Here is a 17,629-nt window from a genome sequence, read left to right as displayed (position 1 = left end):
ATGTGGTTCGTAACCTCAGACATCGTCCGAGTGGTCATCCTCGTCGCCTTCCCAGCAATCACTCTCTTCCTAATACCTTAAAGAACCGCTTTCATGCGTCTTAGACGGCTCTAGCTACGGCTAGGGCCGTTTTTGTTTGCGGTCCTCGGGCGTTTCATCCGGTCCACTTGGTCATTGAGAGAAATGGGGATTGTAAAGTAAAATGTTATAACGTAACACACATAGGCAAATTGGCCCAGGCAGCCAAAATGAGCGCCAGCACGACACTTTTGGGTCTGGATTTCGGCCCGCCCCGGACCAGAAAGCCGCAAACAGGAAAAGTAGATTTCGCCATGAAAGACCACGACAGCACAGATTCCCGCCTTCCCGTGACCGTTTTGTCCGGTTTCCTGGGGGCTGGGAAAACGACTTTGCTCAACCGGGTACTCAACAATCGTGACGGTCGGCGCGTGGCGGTGATTGTCAACGATATGTCCGAGGTCAATATCGACGCGGATCTTGTCCGCGAGGGCACCGAGTTGTCGCGCTCAGAAGAGACGCTAGTAGAGATGTCGAATGGCTGTATTTGCTGCACCCTGCGGGACGATCTTTTGAAAGAGGTTCGCAGCCTATCCGAAGAGGGGCGATTTGACTATTTGTTGATTGAATCCACAGGGATATCCGAGCCACTTCCGGTCGCGGCCACCTTTGATTTTCGTGATGAAAACGGCGAGAGCCTTTCGGACGTGGCGCGCCTTGATACGATGGTGACGGTTGTTGATGCCGTCAATCTGCTTGAGGATTTTTCGTCCCACGACTTTTTGACGGATCGCGGTGAATCCCTTGGGGATCAGGATGATCGCAGCCTTGTCAGCCTGTTGACTGAACAGATCGAGTTTGCCGATGTGGTGATCTTGAACAAAGTGTCCGACGCTGGACCAGAGCGCAGCAGCAATGCCCGCAAAATCATTCGCAGTCTGAATGCCGATGCCAAGATCATTGAAACCAATCATTCCGACGTTCCCGCCAATGCGATTTTGGACACCGGGTTGTTTGATTTCGACACGGCACATGAACATCCAATGTGGGCCAAAGAGCTTTATGGCTTTGCCAATCACACGCCAGAAGACGAAGAATACGGCATCACGTCTTTTGTGTTCCACGCCCGCGCGCCGTTTGATCCGCAAAAACTCCATGCGGTGTTGACCGGTGAGCTTCCCGGCACCATCCGCGCCAAGGGGCATTTCTGGATCGCAACGCAGCCCGAATGGGCAGCGGAATTTAGCTTGGCTGGGGCTTTGTCGTCGGTCAAGGCCTTGGGGCTTTGGTGGGCTGCGGTCCCCCACGAACGTTTGCCAACCCATCCAGAGGCACAGGCCGAAATTGCCCGTAATTGGGCCGAACCATGGGGGGATCGCCGTCAGGAAGTCGTCTTTATTGGGGCCGGTTTGGACCGCGAAACGATTTCGGCCCGGTTGAATGCGGCTTTGTTGAATGTGGATGAATTCATCCCGCAAGACTGGGCGGGTATGGCCGATCCATTCCCACGTTGGGGCCAAGGTTCATGAGCGCGGCAACCCTTCACCGGTTTGCTCAAACTCACCCGGTTGGGGTGCATATTGGTGACCAAGCCTCGGCCCTTAGTGCCATTCAAAACCCGAGGTGTGCCGCTGCGATCTGGCAACGCCAGCCATTGCCGTCTTTTCAAAACTGGATTGATACGCTGGACCCAAATCGGCTTCCGACCGCCCGTATTGTTCTGCGCCCTGATCGGGCCCGCGACGCTTTGGGCGCGATTTGTGATGATGCCAAAACGCCCAATGGGGCGGAGCGCGCGCGGTTGATTGACGATATTGCCGCGCTTGCAACGTTATTTGCCGAGGTGACATCGGCGCGTTACTTGCGCTTGCGTTTGGACGCAGTGACAACAAATGCCTGTCGAAAATTTCACGTGGATGCCATCACCGCTCGTCTGGTCTGCACCTATCGTGGCACCGGAACGCAATACGGCACGGCAAAACCGGGGAATGACCCAAGCCGGATTTTCACGACACCCACAGGTGCGCCGATTGTGCTGCGTGGACAAAACTGGCCCGAGAAGCCGCGCGCCAACCTTCTTCATCGCTCACCTCCCATCGCCGGCACGGGGGAAACCCGGCTTTTGCTTGTTCTTGATAAGGTGGAAGATCCCGAGAACGCGATTTGAACACGCGCAGTTCCAACAGGTGCAAGGGAGCCGTTTGGCAACACACTTGGTGACGATCTGGTCGCTGATCTTTGCCAGGTGCGTTTTGGTGTGGACATATTTTTTCCCCGATCAAGCACTGCATCCCAGCTTATCTTCAAAACTGGGATTTCATCATCGTTCGGCTAACCCATCATAGGTGGAGCAGAAACTCCGATACGCGGACGCATAGGGCTCGGACTGGGTCCTGATTGCCTTAGGCTGACAATAGTTAGGTGTTGCCGTGCAAGGTGTTTTGCTTTTACATCTTAAACAGGTAGCGAAGACACCAAGTTACGCATCTTTTTATCGGTTTTTTTAACGGTTTTTTTGGCCAATTACATCGGGGGAGGGAACCTAATGGTTACTTCATTGGACACAGGCGATTTTGCATTTGTCGGTTATAACTTTGACGCACCTGACGATTTCGCAATCGTCTTACTTGTTGATATAACGGCACCTCTCACAGTCTATTTCACAGATGACGAATGGAACGGGAGCGCCTTTAACCCGGGCGAAGACACGATGACATGGACAACGCCAGCCTCTTTGGCGGCCGGGACCGTGATCAGCTTTAACAACCTGTCCGTGTCGCCAACGGTTTCAAGTGGCCATGGCTCCGTTAGCGGAACTTTGAGTTTGTCATCAGGTGGCGATTCAATACTGGCCTATCAGGGCAGCTTTGGCACACCCTCGCGCTTTATTTCGGGCTTTGCGACGGATGAATTGGGTTTTGCGCATTCTTCGGGCACCCTAAGCGGGACCGGTTTGGTTGTTGGCCAAACGGCCATCGAAACCGGTCTGGCCTTAAACAACAGTGTAGATGGTGGTGTTTTTTCTGGCGCGCGCGATTCCGGCGCGACATTCGAAGATTATTCGGCGGCAGTGAACACCATCGCCAATTGGACACTCCATACCACTGATGGAACGTTAGCTCTCCCATTTAACACGACGGCGTTTACCACCGGTGGTGCGGACACGACCGCACCGCTTCTTTCGACGCTATCGCCGACAGATGGTGCCCTCAATGTTGGGTTGAATTCAAACCTCGTTCTAGGGTTCAACGAAGATGTGCAAGTCGGCACGGGTACAATCACCATCCGCAGAACCGACGACAACAGTGTTTTCGAAACGATCACCGTTCCAAGCGGCGCGGTTTCTGCTTCGGGCATGCAGGTTACGATTAACCCCACCGGGACATTCGAAACCGCCACCCGCTATCATATCGAGGTCAGCAGCACCGCGATCACCGACACATCGGGCAATGCCTATGTCGGAATCAATAATGCGCAAGATTTCAACTTCTCAACCGTTTTGCCAAGCATTTCAGCGGCTCCGGCCCTAAGCGCGGGATCGATCGCGTTTACCGGTTTCAACTATGAGGCCAACGCCGACGATTTTTCCATCGTTGTTCTAGAAGACTTGGACGGATCTTCAAACCCGTTCCAGATTTTCTTTACGGACCAAGCCTGGAACGGTAGCGCCCTTGCGACGGGTGGCGATGGCACGGTGATCTGGACGATTGATGAACTGGTCACTGCGGGCACAGTGGTCAACTTTAGCGACGTTGGATCCGACGCAACGCTGAACTCGTCCAACTTTACAGTGTCCCATGGCTTTGTTTCTCTAGATGGCTCCTTTGCACCATCTTCATCCGGTGACACGGTGCTTGCCTATATTGGCTCCTTAGAAACACCGGGAACCTTTCTTGCCGGTTTGGCGACCGACGACACCGGTTTTGCCCGGAACGGCGGTACGCTTAGCGGCACGGGCCTTGTCGAAGGCACAACAGCGGCCAATTTCGGCACATTAGAAGACGGTTTGGATGGCGCCAGCTATACCGGAGATCGGTCAACAGAGGCGACATTTGCCGGCTACCTCGACAATCTGAACACTGTGTCTATTGGCAATTACACCACGGTCAATGGTGTCGGTGATGGTGAAACTTTGTCACCGTTCACCTCGACCACGTTTTCTGTTGCGGGCCCGGATGTCACCCCGCCCGGCGTCTTGTCTGTGGGCCCAACGGATGGCACCGCATCCGTTGCCGTTGGCTCTAATCTGACCATTACGTTCAACGAAGACGTTCAGGTCGGCACCGGCAACATAACCATCTACTCAGGCGTCGATGATTCAATTGTCGCGCAAATTGATGTGACATCTGGTCAGGTTTCCGTTTCCGGAGCCACGGTGACCATCAATCCAACCAATGACCTTGCTGTTGCTCAGCCCTACTATGTTCAAATTGACTCTGGTGCGATTGAAGACACCGCCGGGAACGATTTTGGCGGAATTTCCAACACCACTGATTGGAACTTCTCGACCGAACTTCCGGCCCTAAGCACGCCGAGCCTCTCGGCTGGGGCGATTGCCTTCACCGGTTTGAACGTGGATGGCAACGAAGACCTCTCCTTTGTTGTTCTCGAAGACCTGAATGGGGCCTCGAACCCGTTTCAGGTTTTCTTTACCGACAATGAATGGACAGGGACCTCGTTTAACGCAGATGCGGGAACGATTACCTGGACAGTGACAAGCGATATTGCCGCCGGGACGGTCGTCACCTTTAGCAATGTACGTGATGGTGATGTTGCCGGGTATGGGGCCTCTGTCGGGCTGATTCAGGAGACGAATTCCTTTGATATCAATAGCGCGGGCGATGTCATTTTTGCCTATGTCGGCACCCAGAATGCGCCGACGAGTACCCAGTTCCTAGCGGGTATTGCCACCGATGAACTCGGGTTCGGATTTAACCCCGGCGGGCTGACCAACACGGGGCTTGTTGCTGGAACAACCGCAATCAGCCTATCTGACGGAAGCACATCCCCCGATGGCGCAGCCTATACCGGAACACGCGACAACCTCACCTCGATTGCCAATTACGCCTCTCAGGTCAACACCGCAGGCAACTGGACGCTCGATCAAACCAACGGTGAAAACCTCTTACCCTTCTCGACAACCAGTTTCGAAGTGGCAAACAGCGCCCCAACCCAAAGCGGTGCGCCGAGTGATGTGACGGTGACCGAAGACACAGCCTCGAACGTTGACCTTTCGGCGATGACCTTGGCGGATGTGGATGGCGACACGCTGACAGTGACGCTTGTCGCCAGCGCGGGTAGCTTTGGCACCCCGGCGGATGGCGCAGGTATCGGTGGTGGCGTGACCGAAACGCTTGTCGATGCCACGACGATCACCCTTGTCGGCACGGCGGCGGACATCAACACCTATCTCGGCACGGCAAGCAACATCCAATACACCGGTGCGCTCAATGCGGCGGGCAACGATCAGGCGACGATCACGATCAACGCCAACGACGGCTCCGTCAATCCGCTCTTGGCGACGGTGAATGTCGACATCACGGCGACGAATGACGCCCCAACCCAAAGCGGTGCGCCAAGTGATGTGACGGTGACCGAAGACACAGCCTCGAACGTTGACCTTTCGGCGATGACCTTGGCGGATGTGGATGGTGATACGCTGACGGTGACGCTTGTCGCCAGCGCGGGCAGTTTTGGAACCCCGGCGGATGGCGCAGGTGTCGGTGCTGGTGTGACCGAAACGCTTGTCGATGCCACGACGATCACCCTTGTCGGCACGGCGGCGGACATCAACACCTATCTCGGCACGGCAAGCAACATCCAATACACCGGCGCGCTCAATGCGGCGGGCAACGATCAGGCGACGATCACGATCAACGCCAACGACGGCTCCGTCAATCCGCTCTTGGCGACGGTGAACGTCGACATCACGGCGACGAATGACGCCCCAACGCAAAGCGGCGCGCCGAGTGATGTGACGGTGACCGAAGACACGGCCTCGAACGTTGACCTTTCGGCGATGACCTTGGCGGATGTGGATGGTGATACGCTGACGGTGACGCTTGTCGCCAGCGCGGGCAGTTTTGGCACCCCGGCGGATGGCGCAGGTGTCGGTGCTGGTGTGACCGAAACGCTTGTCGATGCCACGACGATCACCCTTGTCGGCACGGCGGCGGACATCAACACCTATCTCGGCACGGCAAGCAACATCCAATACACCGGTGCGCTCAATGCGGCGGGCAACGATCAGGCGACGATCACGATCAACGCCAACGACGGCTCCGTCAATCCGCTCTTGGCGACGGTGAACGTCGACATCACGGATGTGGTCGATACGATTGCCGGTGATTCAGGTAGCCAAACCCTCGACGGGACCGATGGCGCAGACAGCATGAATGCCGGTGGCGGCAATGATGTTGTCAACGGTGGCGGTGGGGATGACACCATCCGAGCCGGCGAAGACAATGACACCGTTTCCGGTGGCAGTGGGGATGACATCGTTGCAGGCAATGATGGGCGTGACATCCTGCGTGGTTTTGAAGGTGAAGACACCATGTATGGCGGTCAGGGCAATGACCGTATGTCGGGGGGCGATGACAATGATCGGATTGTCGGTGGTGCCGGTAACGATCGAGCTTATGGCAATGATGGTAATGACACGTTGATCGGAGACGGTGGCAGTGACACGCTGTCAGGTGGCAATGACGACGATGAAATCCATGGTGGCGCCGGTCATGACTCCTTGCGCGGTGTCCACGGTGAAGATGTTATTTACGGCGGTGAGGGGCGTGATACGATCACCGGCAACGCTGGCAGTGATACGCTTTATGGCGAAGGCGGTAATGATCGCGTCTTTGGCGGTACCGGTGATGACACTGTGGATGGTGGGGCCGGGCGCGACTATCTTGGCGGTGGTCTTGGTGCCGACGTCTTTGTCTTTGCGAGTATCAGCGACAGCCCAGACGGTGTTGAGCGTGACACGATCGCGGACTTTGAACACGGGATCGACCAAGTCGATCTGAGCGGTTTTGGTCTTGGTCTGAGCTTCATTGGCAACGGGGGCTTCACCTCGACCGCCGGTGAAATTCGTTACGATGACACGATCGGCCGATTGTCTTTGGACACGGATGGTGACGGGGTGGCCGACGTGTCGGTCGATCTTGAAGGCACTCCGACATTTGATGCGGGTGATCTCATTTTGTGAGGCGATTGAACCGCATTAAGTGATGACCAAAGGTTCGGGTTTTCGCTTGGAAAAGAGTAAGGCCGCCTGTCGATTGTTGACGGGCGGCCTTACTTTTAGACGGGCAATGCTATTGTGTCTTGCCCAAGTGAGACTTGGTCGATTGGGTACGGGCGATTGCGTGGCCCGGCACCTCGTTTCAAGGGGCGGTTTTGAGGTGCCTGGAACAAGCCGCCCAATGAGAAACCAGCAACAGCAAGTTGCGGGTTGAACGCGCCTTTAAGTCCCTATGCAATAAGAAAAAGGCGGGGTTTCCCCCGCCTTTGTTGTTTAGCCCAACGCGTCGTTACAGCGTTTGCAAGTGCCCGGGTGGGCGTGTCGCCCAACATCGGGAAGGATCTTCCAGCAGCGCTGGCATTTCTCACCCTCGGCCTTTTCAAACACCACACCCACGCCTTCGGTTTCCGGCAGGCGGAAGGCTTCGGCGGGTTGTGGATCACCGGTCAGCGAGATCGCTGAAGTGATGCAGATGTCATCAAAGGGCAATGATTTCAACGCTGCCAAGGTGTCGGCATCACGCACATGCACAACCGGCGCGGCCTCAAGCGAGGCGCCGATCACTTTGTCGGTCCGCTGAACCTCAAGCGCGGCGGTCACCACGCGGCGGACTTTGCGCACTTCAGCCCATTTCGCCGCCAGCGGCTCATCCAGCCACTCTTTGGGTGTGTCGGGCATATCGATCAGGTGGACCGAGCTGTCATCGCCAGGGAAGCGTTCGAGCCAGACCTCTTCCATTGTGAACACAAGGATCGGTGCGAGCCATGTGGTCAGACGGTGGAAGAGGATGTCGAGAACGGTGCGGCAGGCGCGGGCGCGTTCGCTATCGCCATCGCAATAGAGCGCATCCTTGCGCACGTCAAAATAGAAGCTCGACAGATCGACAGTGGCAAAGTTGAAGACCGTCGAAAAGACGCCTTGGAAATCGAACTCGGAATAGCCTTTGCGGACCTGATGATCGATCTCGGCCAGACGATGCAGAACCCAACGTTCCAGCTCTGGCATATCCTCAACCGCAACGCGTTGATCTTCGGAGAAATCGCCCAAAGCGCCAAGCATATAGCGCATAGTATTGCGCAAACGGCGATAGCTATCGGCAACACCCTTAAGGATTTCCGGGCCGATACGCTGATCAACCATATAGTCGGTCTGGGCCACCCAAAGGCGCAGGATATCCGCGCCGTATTGTTGGACAACTTTTTCCGGAACGATGGTGTTGCCCAATGACTTGGACATCTTGTTGCCCTTCTCATCAAGCGTGAACCCATGGGTCACAACGTTGCGATAAGGCGCGCGGCCCAAGGTGCCACAGGCCTGTAACAGCGATGAATGGAACCAACCGCGGTGCTGGTCGGTGCCTTCCATGTAGACATCGGCGATGCCGTCTTCGGTGCCGTCTTCGCGGTCGCGTAGAACAAAGGCATGGGTGGTGCCGCTGTCGAACCACACATCAAGAACGTCAAACACCTGATCATAGTCATCCGGGTTCACGTCATCGCCAAGGAAACGTTCCTTGGCCCCATCGACATACCAGCAATCCGCGCCTTCAACCTCAAACGCCTCGGCGATGCGGGCATTCACAGCGTCATTGCGCAACAGGAAATCGGGGTCAGTGGGCAAGAGACCTTTTTTGGTGAAGCAGGTGAGCGGAACGCCCCAGGCACGTTGACGCGACAGAACCCAATCGGGGCGCGCTTCGATCATAGAATACAACCGGTTGCGCCCGGTTTGCGGGAACCATTTCACCAGCGCGTCGATAGATGTCAGAGCGCGTTCACGGATGGTTTTGCCATGGGTATCAAGGCCATCGCCAACTTCGCGGTCAACGCTGGCAAACCATTGTGGGGTGTTACGATAGATGATCGGGGCCTTTGAGCGCCAAGAATGCGGGTAGCTATGCGACACGCGGCCACGGGCGATGATGCCACCGGCCTCGACAAGCTTGGCGATGACGGCGTTGTTGGCTTTGCCCTCTTTGCCCTTTTTGTCGATGATGCGCAGATCGGCAAAGAACGGCACATGCGGCAGGAATTCGGATTCCTCGCCGACATTGTGGGTCATCCGGTCAAGCCAGTTGCGCGCAACAAAGCATTCATAGTCTTCTTGACCGTGGCTTGGGGCGGTGTGGACAAAACCAGTCCCGGCTTCGTCGGTGACATGCTCGCCGTCGATCATTGGCACGTCGTAGTCCCAGAAGCCGTTTGCGCCCTCAACACCGTTAAACGGGTGGGCGAGGGTGAGACCATCAAGTTCATCTGCACTCACATCACGGACGCGTTTGTATTGACCATCCTCAAGCCGGGCGGCGGTGAACACGCTTTCGGCCAATGTGTCGGCAAGGATATATGTGTCACCAGCCGCGCACCAGCATTCGTCCGGTGTTCCGGTGACTTCGTACAACCCGTAGGCAATGCCCTTGCCAAAGGCGACAGCTTTGTTCGAGGGGATCGTCCATGGTGTCGTGGTCCAGATGACAACGCGCGCCCCGGCTAGGTCGCCAGATCCATTTTGGGTTTTGAATGGCACCCAGATCGTGTGGCTTTTGTGGTCGTGGTATTCGACCTCGGCCTCGGCCAACGCGGTCTTTTCAACCGGCGACCACATGACGGGTTTCGAGCCCTGATAGAGCGTGCCGTTCATCAGGAATTTCATGAACTCCTCGGCGATCACCCGTTCGGCGTGAAAATTCATTGTCAGATAGGGATCGGCCCAATTGCCGGTGATGCCGAGACGCTTGAATTCGTCACGCTGAACATCAACCCAGCCCTCGGCGAATTTGCGGCATTCCTGACGGAAATCAACAACGTTGACGTCGTCTTTGTTCTTGCCCTTTTGGCGATACTGCTCTTCGATCTTCCACTCGATGGGCAAGCCGTGACAATCCCAGCCCGGCACATAGCGCGCGTCAAACCCCATCATCTGATGGCTGCGCACGATCATGTCTTTGATGGTTTTGTTCAGCGCGTGACCGATATGCAGGTGGCCGTTGGCATAGGGGGGACCATCGTGAAGCGTGAACGGCTTGCGCCCTTCCTTTTCACGTAGGCGGTCGTAAACTCCGATCTCGGCCCAGCGTTCCAACCATGCAGGTTCGCGCTTGGGAAGACCCGCGCGCATCGGGAAATCGGTTTTCGGCAGGTTCAGGGTTTGTTTGTACTCAGGAGTGTCTTGAGCGGTATCTTTAGGCGTATCGGCGCACATGAGGGGCGTCCTTGGACTGATCTATCAGGAAATAAGGAGAGGCGGCGCGGTATTCCATACGCCTTGTCCCGGCAGCTCGCGTTCAGAGCGCCGGGTATATAATTCGAATGATGATCGCGACGGTGTACATCATGGGTGGCTTATAGGCCCGTGTTGCGCTGGGGTCCAGTGGCTCAATACGGCGTCATGTGGCGCGCGATAAAAAGCCTCACCTGCGCGGCAAGAAGCGGGTGTTTGGCTGCGGCTTGGGTGATTGAGGCCTCTGCCATTTCGCGGAACCAGTCGTGTTCTTCGCTGAACCTCGTCGAACGTGCTCGCGATTCAAGTAGGGCGCCCAATTGGTTCACTGCGTCCTTGTTTCTTTCAAAGAGGTACAGAAATGCGGTGGCAAAATCGGCAGGGTCCAACTCATGCAAAATTGGCGATCTGGCAATGCTGATACTATCCACTGACGTATCAGGAAGGAAGTGCCTTAAGTTCCCATCCCGAATGGCGTCCGCGACCTGTTTATTCAGATCAGGTTTGGAGCGTTCAAAGGCCTGATCCATTGCTTGTCGCAATGTGTCCACCAAGCCTTGTAGGCCTGTATCGTCTTCCGTCGCCCGGGCTGAAAAGTAACCGAAGTGTATCTTGCCATTTGGCTTGTCTTCTTCAAACCCATAGCTGAACCCATCTTGGGTTCGTGATGGCCGTTTAGGTGGTAACGTTTTGAGTTCTGACAGCTTTTCAATGTAGTCTGCAACATTGTCAACAAAGCCGCTTTGATCGGACAAACTGCGTTCGATCATCTGTCTTTTTGCAAAAAAAGACGCAGAGTATTTCGTCAGGTTCGATTATGCTATGTCGGTTGATGTCGCTATCAACCCGAGCAATGAGCTCTGTTAGCTCTTTGACGGGTTCGTCGTACCAATTCATCATACGGAAACTGTCAGGACGTTTTTTGCGCTCTTTGAAACGGTTGGTTTTCGCCAGCGTTTCACGAATTTGCTCTTTGGGTGCGTAACCATCAACCAACAATGCGTGTCGCAATTCCAAAGGAAACACGCTGCCGCTGGAAGTTTCGATATCGGCCTTTAAGTGATTGCTCCGAACGACTCCAAAACGGAGCTCGTGCTGCGAAGGTTTTACCGAGTCTTTTTCGTCTTTGTCTCGGAAAACTCCGGACCACTTTACAGGGGGATCACTTAGCTCATCCTTCCCAATCTCTCCACCATGATAGGCCATGTGCAGCGCAAGATGCGTGCGGATGAGGCGGTCAACGGACTCCTCAAACTCCAACATCTCCTTCGTCAAAGCACCCAACATCACTGCACAATCGTGCACTGCGCGCAGGATAAGGCGGAGGTTTTGGTGGCCTGCTTCCTCAAAGGTTTCCTTGATCAGATGCTGGCGGGCTTGCAGCTCAGCCTTGCCCTGATCATTTGTTATCTTGGCCCAAACCCCAACCAGAGCCGCGTCCAAATCTGCTTTCAACGTCACAGTTTGCCCGATCAGCTTTTCTCGTCTTGTATCGAAACTATCCCTGTCTGAATGCTTTTCAGAATTGGCGAGAAGGAGCACCCGCTTGCCTTGATGCTCCACAAACCGATTGATCAGGCCTGACAACTGTTTGTGAGACAATCCGCAACGTTCAATATCGTCGAAAATCAAGGTGTTGGACAATTTTCGTAAGGCGTATTCTGTAAATGCGGCTTTGCCCAGGTTGCCCAGATTAACGTTCACATCACCGGCTTTGGTATTGCCAACGGCGCCAGTCAGCATGTCGAAGGCTTTGCCAAATCTGCCGCTGCCCAGAGTATTTGATGCCCGAACCAAGGCCCAATCGAATGCATCCGAGGAGTGAACGTCGTAGAGTGTCGCATAGATGGCGTCCGAAGCACTGCTCTTGATGACACTTTTGATAAAATGGGTTTTTCCCGCCCCCCATGGGGCGTCAATCAACAGAGCGTAACCGGGATCCTTTTGCTTCAAATAAGCCTCAACCACGGCTTTGTCAGTCTCGTTACTCATGACTCACCCTCGTTCCATTGCGGGCACTCTCTCAATAGCTGCAAAGAACCTCAACCCTGCGCCAATCTGCCTGTTTTCGAATAAGGTCATCGTGCCTATCTAGCGTTCAAAGGAGTTTCATCATGGCAACCATACCTCCGCGATTTGACATCACCCGCTCCGAAATCGAACGAGTCGTTGCAGGCTTTTATGACGCGGTGCGGGTACATCCCGGATTGGGGCCGGTTTTTGCGGTTCACGTGACGGATTGGCCAAGTCATGAGGCGAAAATCGCTGGATTTTGGGCCAATGCCATCCTTCATGAGCGTAGCTATGACGGTAATCCACTTTTGGTGCATCGCGATGCAGGCAATGTGCGCCCCGGCATGTTTGATGCGTGGCTGGGCCTGTTTGATAGCGTTTTGCGGCGCGAGTTACGCCCTGATCAGGCCGAGGCTTGGTCGGCTTTGGCGCATCGTATCGGGCGATCCTTGCGGGCCGGTGTTGTCGAGAAACAAACCGGACCCGGCGGCGTGCCGATCCTGAGCTAGCCTACCAAATATCTGGACGGGCAAGCATCAGCCACAAGATGCCACCAACAGCGAAAAACGCCGGAAACCCGCAGGCAAACCAGATACGGAATAGTTTGAAATAACGAGGCGGAAGGGCGGTGTTTTGTGCGCTGCATTCTTGCGCAATTTTGCGAAGCTGGAGTTGAATCCAAACCACTGGCAACCAAAGTATACCCGTAAGACCATATAGCCCGAGCGAGAGGAGAATCCAGCCTTCGCTCAAGTCCCAACCGACCGCGCGGGCAAGCAGCCAGCCGGTGATCGGTTGGACCACAACGGCGGTGGCGGTGAAAAGCGTATCGGCTAAAACCACGGTTCCGGCGACATGGGCGATGAGTTTGGCGTCGCGGGTCATATGCGCCATCAACATGAAAAACGCGATCCCGGCACCGGTGCCAAATAAAACGGCCACGCCGACAATATGCATCCAGCGCAGCGCCAGCTCATAAAGCATCAGCGTTCCTCCAAAAGCGCCCAAGTGACGAGGGACAAGACCAGCGCCGGGGCGATTTTGGGTAAGGGGCCAAGTGGATCAAGCCACATTGCCGGAGTGACCAAAGTGCCAAGGCCCAAATAGATCAAACAGACCGCGATCATGCCTAGGCAAGCCCGTTGCGCCCAAGGCCGCCAAAGCAGTGCAACCGCCAGGGCCATATCGATCAAAGACCAAAACACAACCGAGGCGCGGGCCATGCCATCACCCCAACCCTGCGCAGTTAGTTGCGCTGCCGCGCGGTCAAGGCTTATGAGCCCCATGAGGCCGGAAAACGCCCAGAACAACGCCAGAACAGCGACGCAAATCGGCATGAGAAGCGCCATGCGCGCTTGTAGGCGATGCTCAGGGCCAAGGTTTAGGTTTTTCAGTATGGCGGGCATTTCCGGCAAGGGGCGATCATGGGAGTTCCACGGGGTTGGATCGCCGGTAAGATCATAGCGCAATACCTTGGTTGCCGTGCTGCGCAACGGGCTGCGCCAACCCAAATGGCCAAGCTTATCCGCCACCCATCCGGTTACGCCAAGCATCCAATCGGGGGCGACCCACTCACGCCGAGCCGGATTGAACCCTAGGGCCGCGCGGTGTCCGGCGATGATATCGCGCAGGGATTGCGGGGACGTTTCAACCAGATCAAAGATTTGGCCGGTTGGCACGTATCCGGCGACAGCCTTTACCACGGCATCGGCTACATCGGTTGCGCTGACGCATTGCATTTGAGCGTTTGGGAGCGCGAGGGGTTGGAGATAGGGGACCGCTGCCAACAACCGTACCAAAGCCGTGCCACCATAGGCCCCTTGGGCCAGAACCAATCCGGGGCGAAATACCACGGCGCGTGCACCAGATGCCAAAAGCGCGGCATCACCGCGGGCCTTGGATGCGAGAAAAACGAGCGGGGAGTCCAGATCGGCCCCAATGGCGGAGATCTGGATGACCAGAGTGTCACGCGTTTTCGCCGCCTGCGCCAAAGCCGCAAGCGCGTGGTGGTGCAGGGGTTCGAGGCTGTCACGTGCGCCGTCCTGCAACGCCCCGGCGCAATTGACCACAACATCAACACCGTCCAAAGGCGCGGCCCAATCGCCGGAATCGGTCAGCTGCGCCATGTCCAATGCGACAAATGGCAAGTCGGGCAAGCGTTTTGCGGCGGCATCCGGGTCGCGCCCGGCGGCACGCACCAAGTGACCAGCACGGAACAGTGCAGCGCAAACTTCGGCCCCGATCAGCCCGTAAGCGCCGAGAACCAAAACGGTTTGAGGGGGAACTTTAACAGGGGCCGCCGACAAGGCCGAGCCCCCGCATCAAATGTAACAGGCCAATGGCAACAACCATAAGACAGAGCCAGATGTTGGTCTTTGCACCAACCTCTAGATCGCGCGCCTTGAACGTGCCCACGCCGCCAAGTGCCATGGCGATACCACCCAAACACAACGCGGCAAAATCGACATGGGTACAGCTTATTTGCCCATCGACCTCGGCGGTGCCAGTTGATGTGAACCGCAAAACAAACCCCAAAGCCGCAACCAACAGGGCGGATTTCGTCAGGGTTGTTAGCTCTTGCCATTTCATTTCTGCTCTCCAATTCAGCAAGCGCGCGTTTAAGTGCATATCATGCCATGCACGGCATAGCGTCAAGCACCACAATCGCCGCGACATCTGCGCCCTGCGGCGCCGCGTCCCTTGCGTATTGCGATGTCGCGGCGTTTTCTGCCGCTACGTAAATGTATGTGTCTGGGCGGGTTTGAGGGCCATGAGCGGCCAATTGAATATAGCAATCGTTGGTGCCGGGATCGGCGGGCTTGCCCTTGCTGCGGCTTTGGCCACGCGTGGCCACGATGTCCGTGTCTTTGACCGGTTCGATGCCCCTGCGCCGGTTGGCTCGGGGCTGGTGATACAACCGGTTGGCCAGCGGGTGTTGCACAAACTTGGCATCGGGCACGCGGTCGAAGAGCTTGGACAAAAACTTTTCCGTATGTTGGGAACCGAGGCGGCGCAGGATCGGGTTGTTTTGGACGTCACCTATGATGCGCCTGCTTTGCCTTTGTTTGGTCTCGCCATTCATCGCGCGGCTTTGTTTTCTTGTCTCTTGGACGCGGCAAGGCGTGCAGGGGCAAACCTGATTGCAGGGCAAGAGGTGACGACAGCTGCAAGTGGGTATGTCGAAACAGCCCAAGATCGGCACGGCCCGTTTGACCTAATCGTTGATGCCTCTGGGGCCGGATCGGTTTTGTCGCCAATCAAAGCGCGCGGGCTGGGATATGGGGCGCTCTGGGCTACGGTTGATTGGCCCGAAGATACGGATTTGCCGATGGATGAGCTGCGCCAGCGTTATAAACAGGCGCGCCACATGGTCGGCGTCTTGCCGATTGGGCAGATGGATCACCAAAAAAACACGCAAAAGGCAGCGATCTTTTGGTCGCTACCGGCGCGCGACTATAATGTCTGGCGGGCCCGAGGTTTGGCGCAATGGAAGAAAGAGGCCGCAGTGCTTTGGCCTGATTTCACGCCGTTCACCAGCCAGATCGAGCATGTGGATCAGATGACCATGGCGCGTTATGCCCATGGCACCCTCTTGCGCCCCTATACCCGTGATGTCGTGTTCATTGGTGATGCTGCTCATCGTGCCAGCCCGCAATTGGGGCAGGGGGCGAATATGGCCCTTTTGGATGCGTGGTCTTTGGCGCAAGCGGTAGGCAGTGCCAATGGCGATATGGCCAAGGCGGCCCGATCCTATGCCCAAGCGCGGCGTTGGCATGTTCAGGCCTATCAGGCGATGAGCAAGGCATTTACGCCGATGTATCAATCCAATAGCCGGATCTTGCCGGTACTACGTGATCGGGTCTTGGCACCGATGGCGATGCATCCGCGCATGCGGCGGATGTTAACCCGGCTGGTTTGTGGTGACCTGTTACCGCCGGCACAATAGGGTGTCCTGCCAACGCAGCATGACGCGCAAAGTGATGCCAATGATACCAAGGACAATCCAGAACACTTGAATCAACGCCGAGGCCAGATTGAATTCATGGCTCAGGCTGATCAAAACCAAAGTGGCAGCGCAGGTGTTAAAGGCAAAATAGCGGATGCTTTCACTGCTGAGAATACGCAGAGTCAGGCAGGTGTAGACGCAGACATAGGCTGCAAACCCCAACACGCCGACAAGTCTATAGAGGGTGTCCGCGTCGGACACCGTGAAAAAATCGGCCATTTCTGACCTCCGATAAAATGAAATGTGAATCGCTTCTGATCTTTAAACTGACCCTAAGTCAGCAAAGGTAACTGGCACAGTCACGTATTCCTGACCCATGGATAAAGGGGCGTTAGATGTGAAAAAGCGACCCAACGCCAAAGGCAATCCCGGCGGCAACCGAGCCTATGGCCAGAGTTTCCAACCCAGATCGCCACCATGGGCTTAGCGACCAGCGGCTTTTGAGCGTCCCGATGCCGAAGAAGCCGATCAGGGTGAGGACAACCGAAGCCGGAAAGGCCGAGGCCAGCCCAAGCAGGAACGGCAAGAGCGGGATCAACCCGGCGATCAAGAAGGCACCAAAGGTCACCAGAGCGGCGCGCATCGGGTGCGGGTCAACCGAGGCCAATCCATATTCCCCTTCAAGCATGGTTGCGATCCATGTCTCGCGACTTGCGGCGAGCTGATCGACCGCTTCGTCCAAAGTTTGCCCCGAAAGGCCCTTTTGCGCCAGAATGCTGCGCAATTCACGACGCTCACCCTCTGGGTCAACCCGGATATGGCGTTCTTCAACGGCCCGTAGGCGTTTGATGTCATCAAGTTCGGCCTTGGTGGCGGAATAGTTGCCCGCCGCCATGGAAAACCCATCGGCCAGCACATTCGCCACTCCAAGAGCCACGACAATATAGGGCGACAAGCCAGCCCCAGCCACCCCGGCCACGATGGCAAAGGTGGTGATCGATCCGTCAATCGCCCCGTACACAATGTCGCGCAAATCGCCCCGGCCCGGTGGTTGCGCCAAACGGGCGTCAATCTCGGCCTGTGAGTGGCCATGTTCCAGTGGTGTTGGGTTGCTGGGCATGAAGATCATCCTTGGCTAGGGGCAAAACCCCATGGCACCGTGGCATTCTCAATGTCGGGCAACCATGCGCTGG

At 56.1% G+C, this 17,629-nt stretch carries 13 protein-coding genes; 5 read left to right on the top strand and 8 right to left on the bottom strand.

Annotated features, from left to right (window positions below):
- Positions 1-332 precede the first annotated feature (332 nt).
- The 3 genes from Q1A43_RS20445 (at position 333) to Q1A43_RS20435 (ending at position 7,222) form a co-directional block, all read left to right on the top strand.
- On the top strand, positions 333-1,547 hold the full coding sequence (locus tag Q1A43_RS20445; RefSeq protein WP_299938369.1) for a GTP-binding protein: 1,215 nt from the start codon (positions 333-335) through the stop codon (positions 1,545-1,547).
- Entirely contained in the window at positions 1,544-2,185 is a 642-nt protein-coding gene (locus Q1A43_RS20440; protein ID WP_299938355.1) for a DUF1826 domain-containing protein, read from the top strand. The genes Q1A43_RS20445 and Q1A43_RS20440 overlap by 4 nt, the downstream gene beginning before the upstream one ends.
- A gap of 378 nt (positions 2,186-2,563) precedes the next feature.
- A complete protein-coding gene (locus Q1A43_RS20435; protein WP_299938352.1) occupies positions 2,564-7,222 on the top strand; it encodes an Ig-like domain-containing protein in 4,659 nt (1,552 codons plus the stop codon).
- A 309-nt stretch (positions 7,223-7,531) separates the two neighbouring features.
- Here the strand turns inward: Q1A43_RS20435 and ileS are convergent, their stop codons facing one another.
- The 3 genes from ileS to Q1A43_RS20420 all read right to left on the bottom strand — a co-directional run bounded on the left by ileS (position 7,532) and on the right by Q1A43_RS20420 (position 12,469).
- Positions 7,532-10,459, bottom strand: coding sequence for an isoleucine--tRNA ligase (ileS, locus tag Q1A43_RS20430; RefSeq protein WP_299938349.1), 2,928 nt, complete (start codon positions 10,457-10,459; stop codon positions 7,532-7,534).
- A gap of 173 nt (positions 10,460-10,632) precedes the next feature.
- Complete coding sequence (locus Q1A43_RS20425) at positions 10,633-11,247, bottom strand: hypothetical protein (protein WP_299938346.1); 615 nt, start codon at positions 11,245-11,247, stop codon at positions 10,633-10,635.
- A complete protein-coding gene (locus Q1A43_RS20420; protein ID WP_299938343.1) occupies positions 11,207-12,469 on the bottom strand; it encodes a P-loop NTPase fold protein in 1,263 nt (420 codons plus the stop codon). The genes Q1A43_RS20425 and Q1A43_RS20420 overlap by 41 nt, the downstream gene beginning before the upstream one ends.
- Before the next feature lie 122 nt (positions 12,470-12,591).
- On the opposite strand from Q1A43_RS20420, the gene Q1A43_RS20415 reads away from it, so the two are divergent.
- Positions 12,592-12,999 carry a group III truncated hemoglobin gene (locus Q1A43_RS20415; RefSeq protein ID WP_299927230.1) on the top strand — a complete coding sequence of 136 codons (408 nt, stop codon included), beginning with the start codon at positions 12,592-12,594 and terminating at the stop codon, positions 12,997-12,999.
- A 1-nt stretch (position 13,000) separates the two neighbouring features.
- Here the strand turns inward: Q1A43_RS20415 and Q1A43_RS20410 are convergent, their stop codons facing one another.
- Genes Q1A43_RS20410 through Q1A43_RS20400 form a run of 3 tightly spaced genes read right to left on the bottom strand, consistent with a single transcriptional unit; the run spans position 13,001 to position 15,079 of the window.
- Complete coding sequence (locus Q1A43_RS20410) at positions 13,001-13,474, bottom strand: DUF2269 domain-containing protein (protein ID WP_299938340.1); 474 nt, start codon at positions 13,472-13,474, stop codon at positions 13,001-13,003.
- Positions 13,474-14,796: an SDR family oxidoreductase gene (locus Q1A43_RS20405; RefSeq protein ID WP_299938338.1), complete on the bottom strand. Its 1,323-nt coding sequence runs from the start codon at positions 14,794-14,796 to the stop codon at positions 13,474-13,476. The genes Q1A43_RS20410 and Q1A43_RS20405 overlap by 1 nt, the downstream gene beginning before the upstream one ends.
- On the bottom strand, positions 14,777-15,079 hold the full coding sequence (locus tag Q1A43_RS20400) for a hypothetical protein (RefSeq protein ID WP_299938336.1): 303 nt from the start codon (positions 15,077-15,079) through the stop codon (positions 14,777-14,779). Before Q1A43_RS20400 ends, Q1A43_RS20405 begins: the two co-directional genes overlap by 20 nt.
- A gap of 181 nt (positions 15,080-15,260) precedes the next feature.
- Between Q1A43_RS20400 and Q1A43_RS20395 the strand changes: the two genes are divergently transcribed.
- Positions 15,261-16,436 carry an NAD(P)/FAD-dependent oxidoreductase gene (locus Q1A43_RS20395; protein ID WP_299938335.1) on the top strand — a complete coding sequence of 392 codons (1,176 nt, stop codon included), beginning with the start codon at positions 15,261-15,263 and terminating at the stop codon, positions 16,434-16,436.
- On the opposite strand, the gene Q1A43_RS20390 is transcribed toward Q1A43_RS20395, so the two are convergent.
- Both Q1A43_RS20390 and Q1A43_RS20385 read right to left on the bottom strand, forming a co-directional pair.
- The gene (locus tag Q1A43_RS20390) at positions 16,419-16,715 is read right to left on the bottom strand and encodes a hypothetical protein (RefSeq protein ID WP_299927218.1); all 297 of its coding nucleotides are present in this window, start codon (positions 16,713-16,715) and stop codon (positions 16,419-16,421) included. The genes Q1A43_RS20395 and Q1A43_RS20390 overlap by 18 nt on opposite strands.
- Positions 16,716-16,827: 112 nt before the next feature.
- Positions 16,828-17,556, bottom strand: coding sequence for a VIT1/CCC1 transporter family protein (locus Q1A43_RS20385; protein ID WP_299938334.1), 729 nt, complete (start codon positions 17,554-17,556; stop codon positions 16,828-16,830).
- Between the last annotated feature and the right edge of the window lie 73 nt (positions 17,557-17,629).

Source organism: uncultured Pelagimonas sp., assembly GCF_947498515.1.
Classification (GTDB): Bacteria; Pseudomonadota; Alphaproteobacteria; order Rhodobacterales; family Rhodobacteraceae; genus Pelagimonas.
This window is presented reverse-complemented; position numbering and strand designations above follow the sequence as displayed.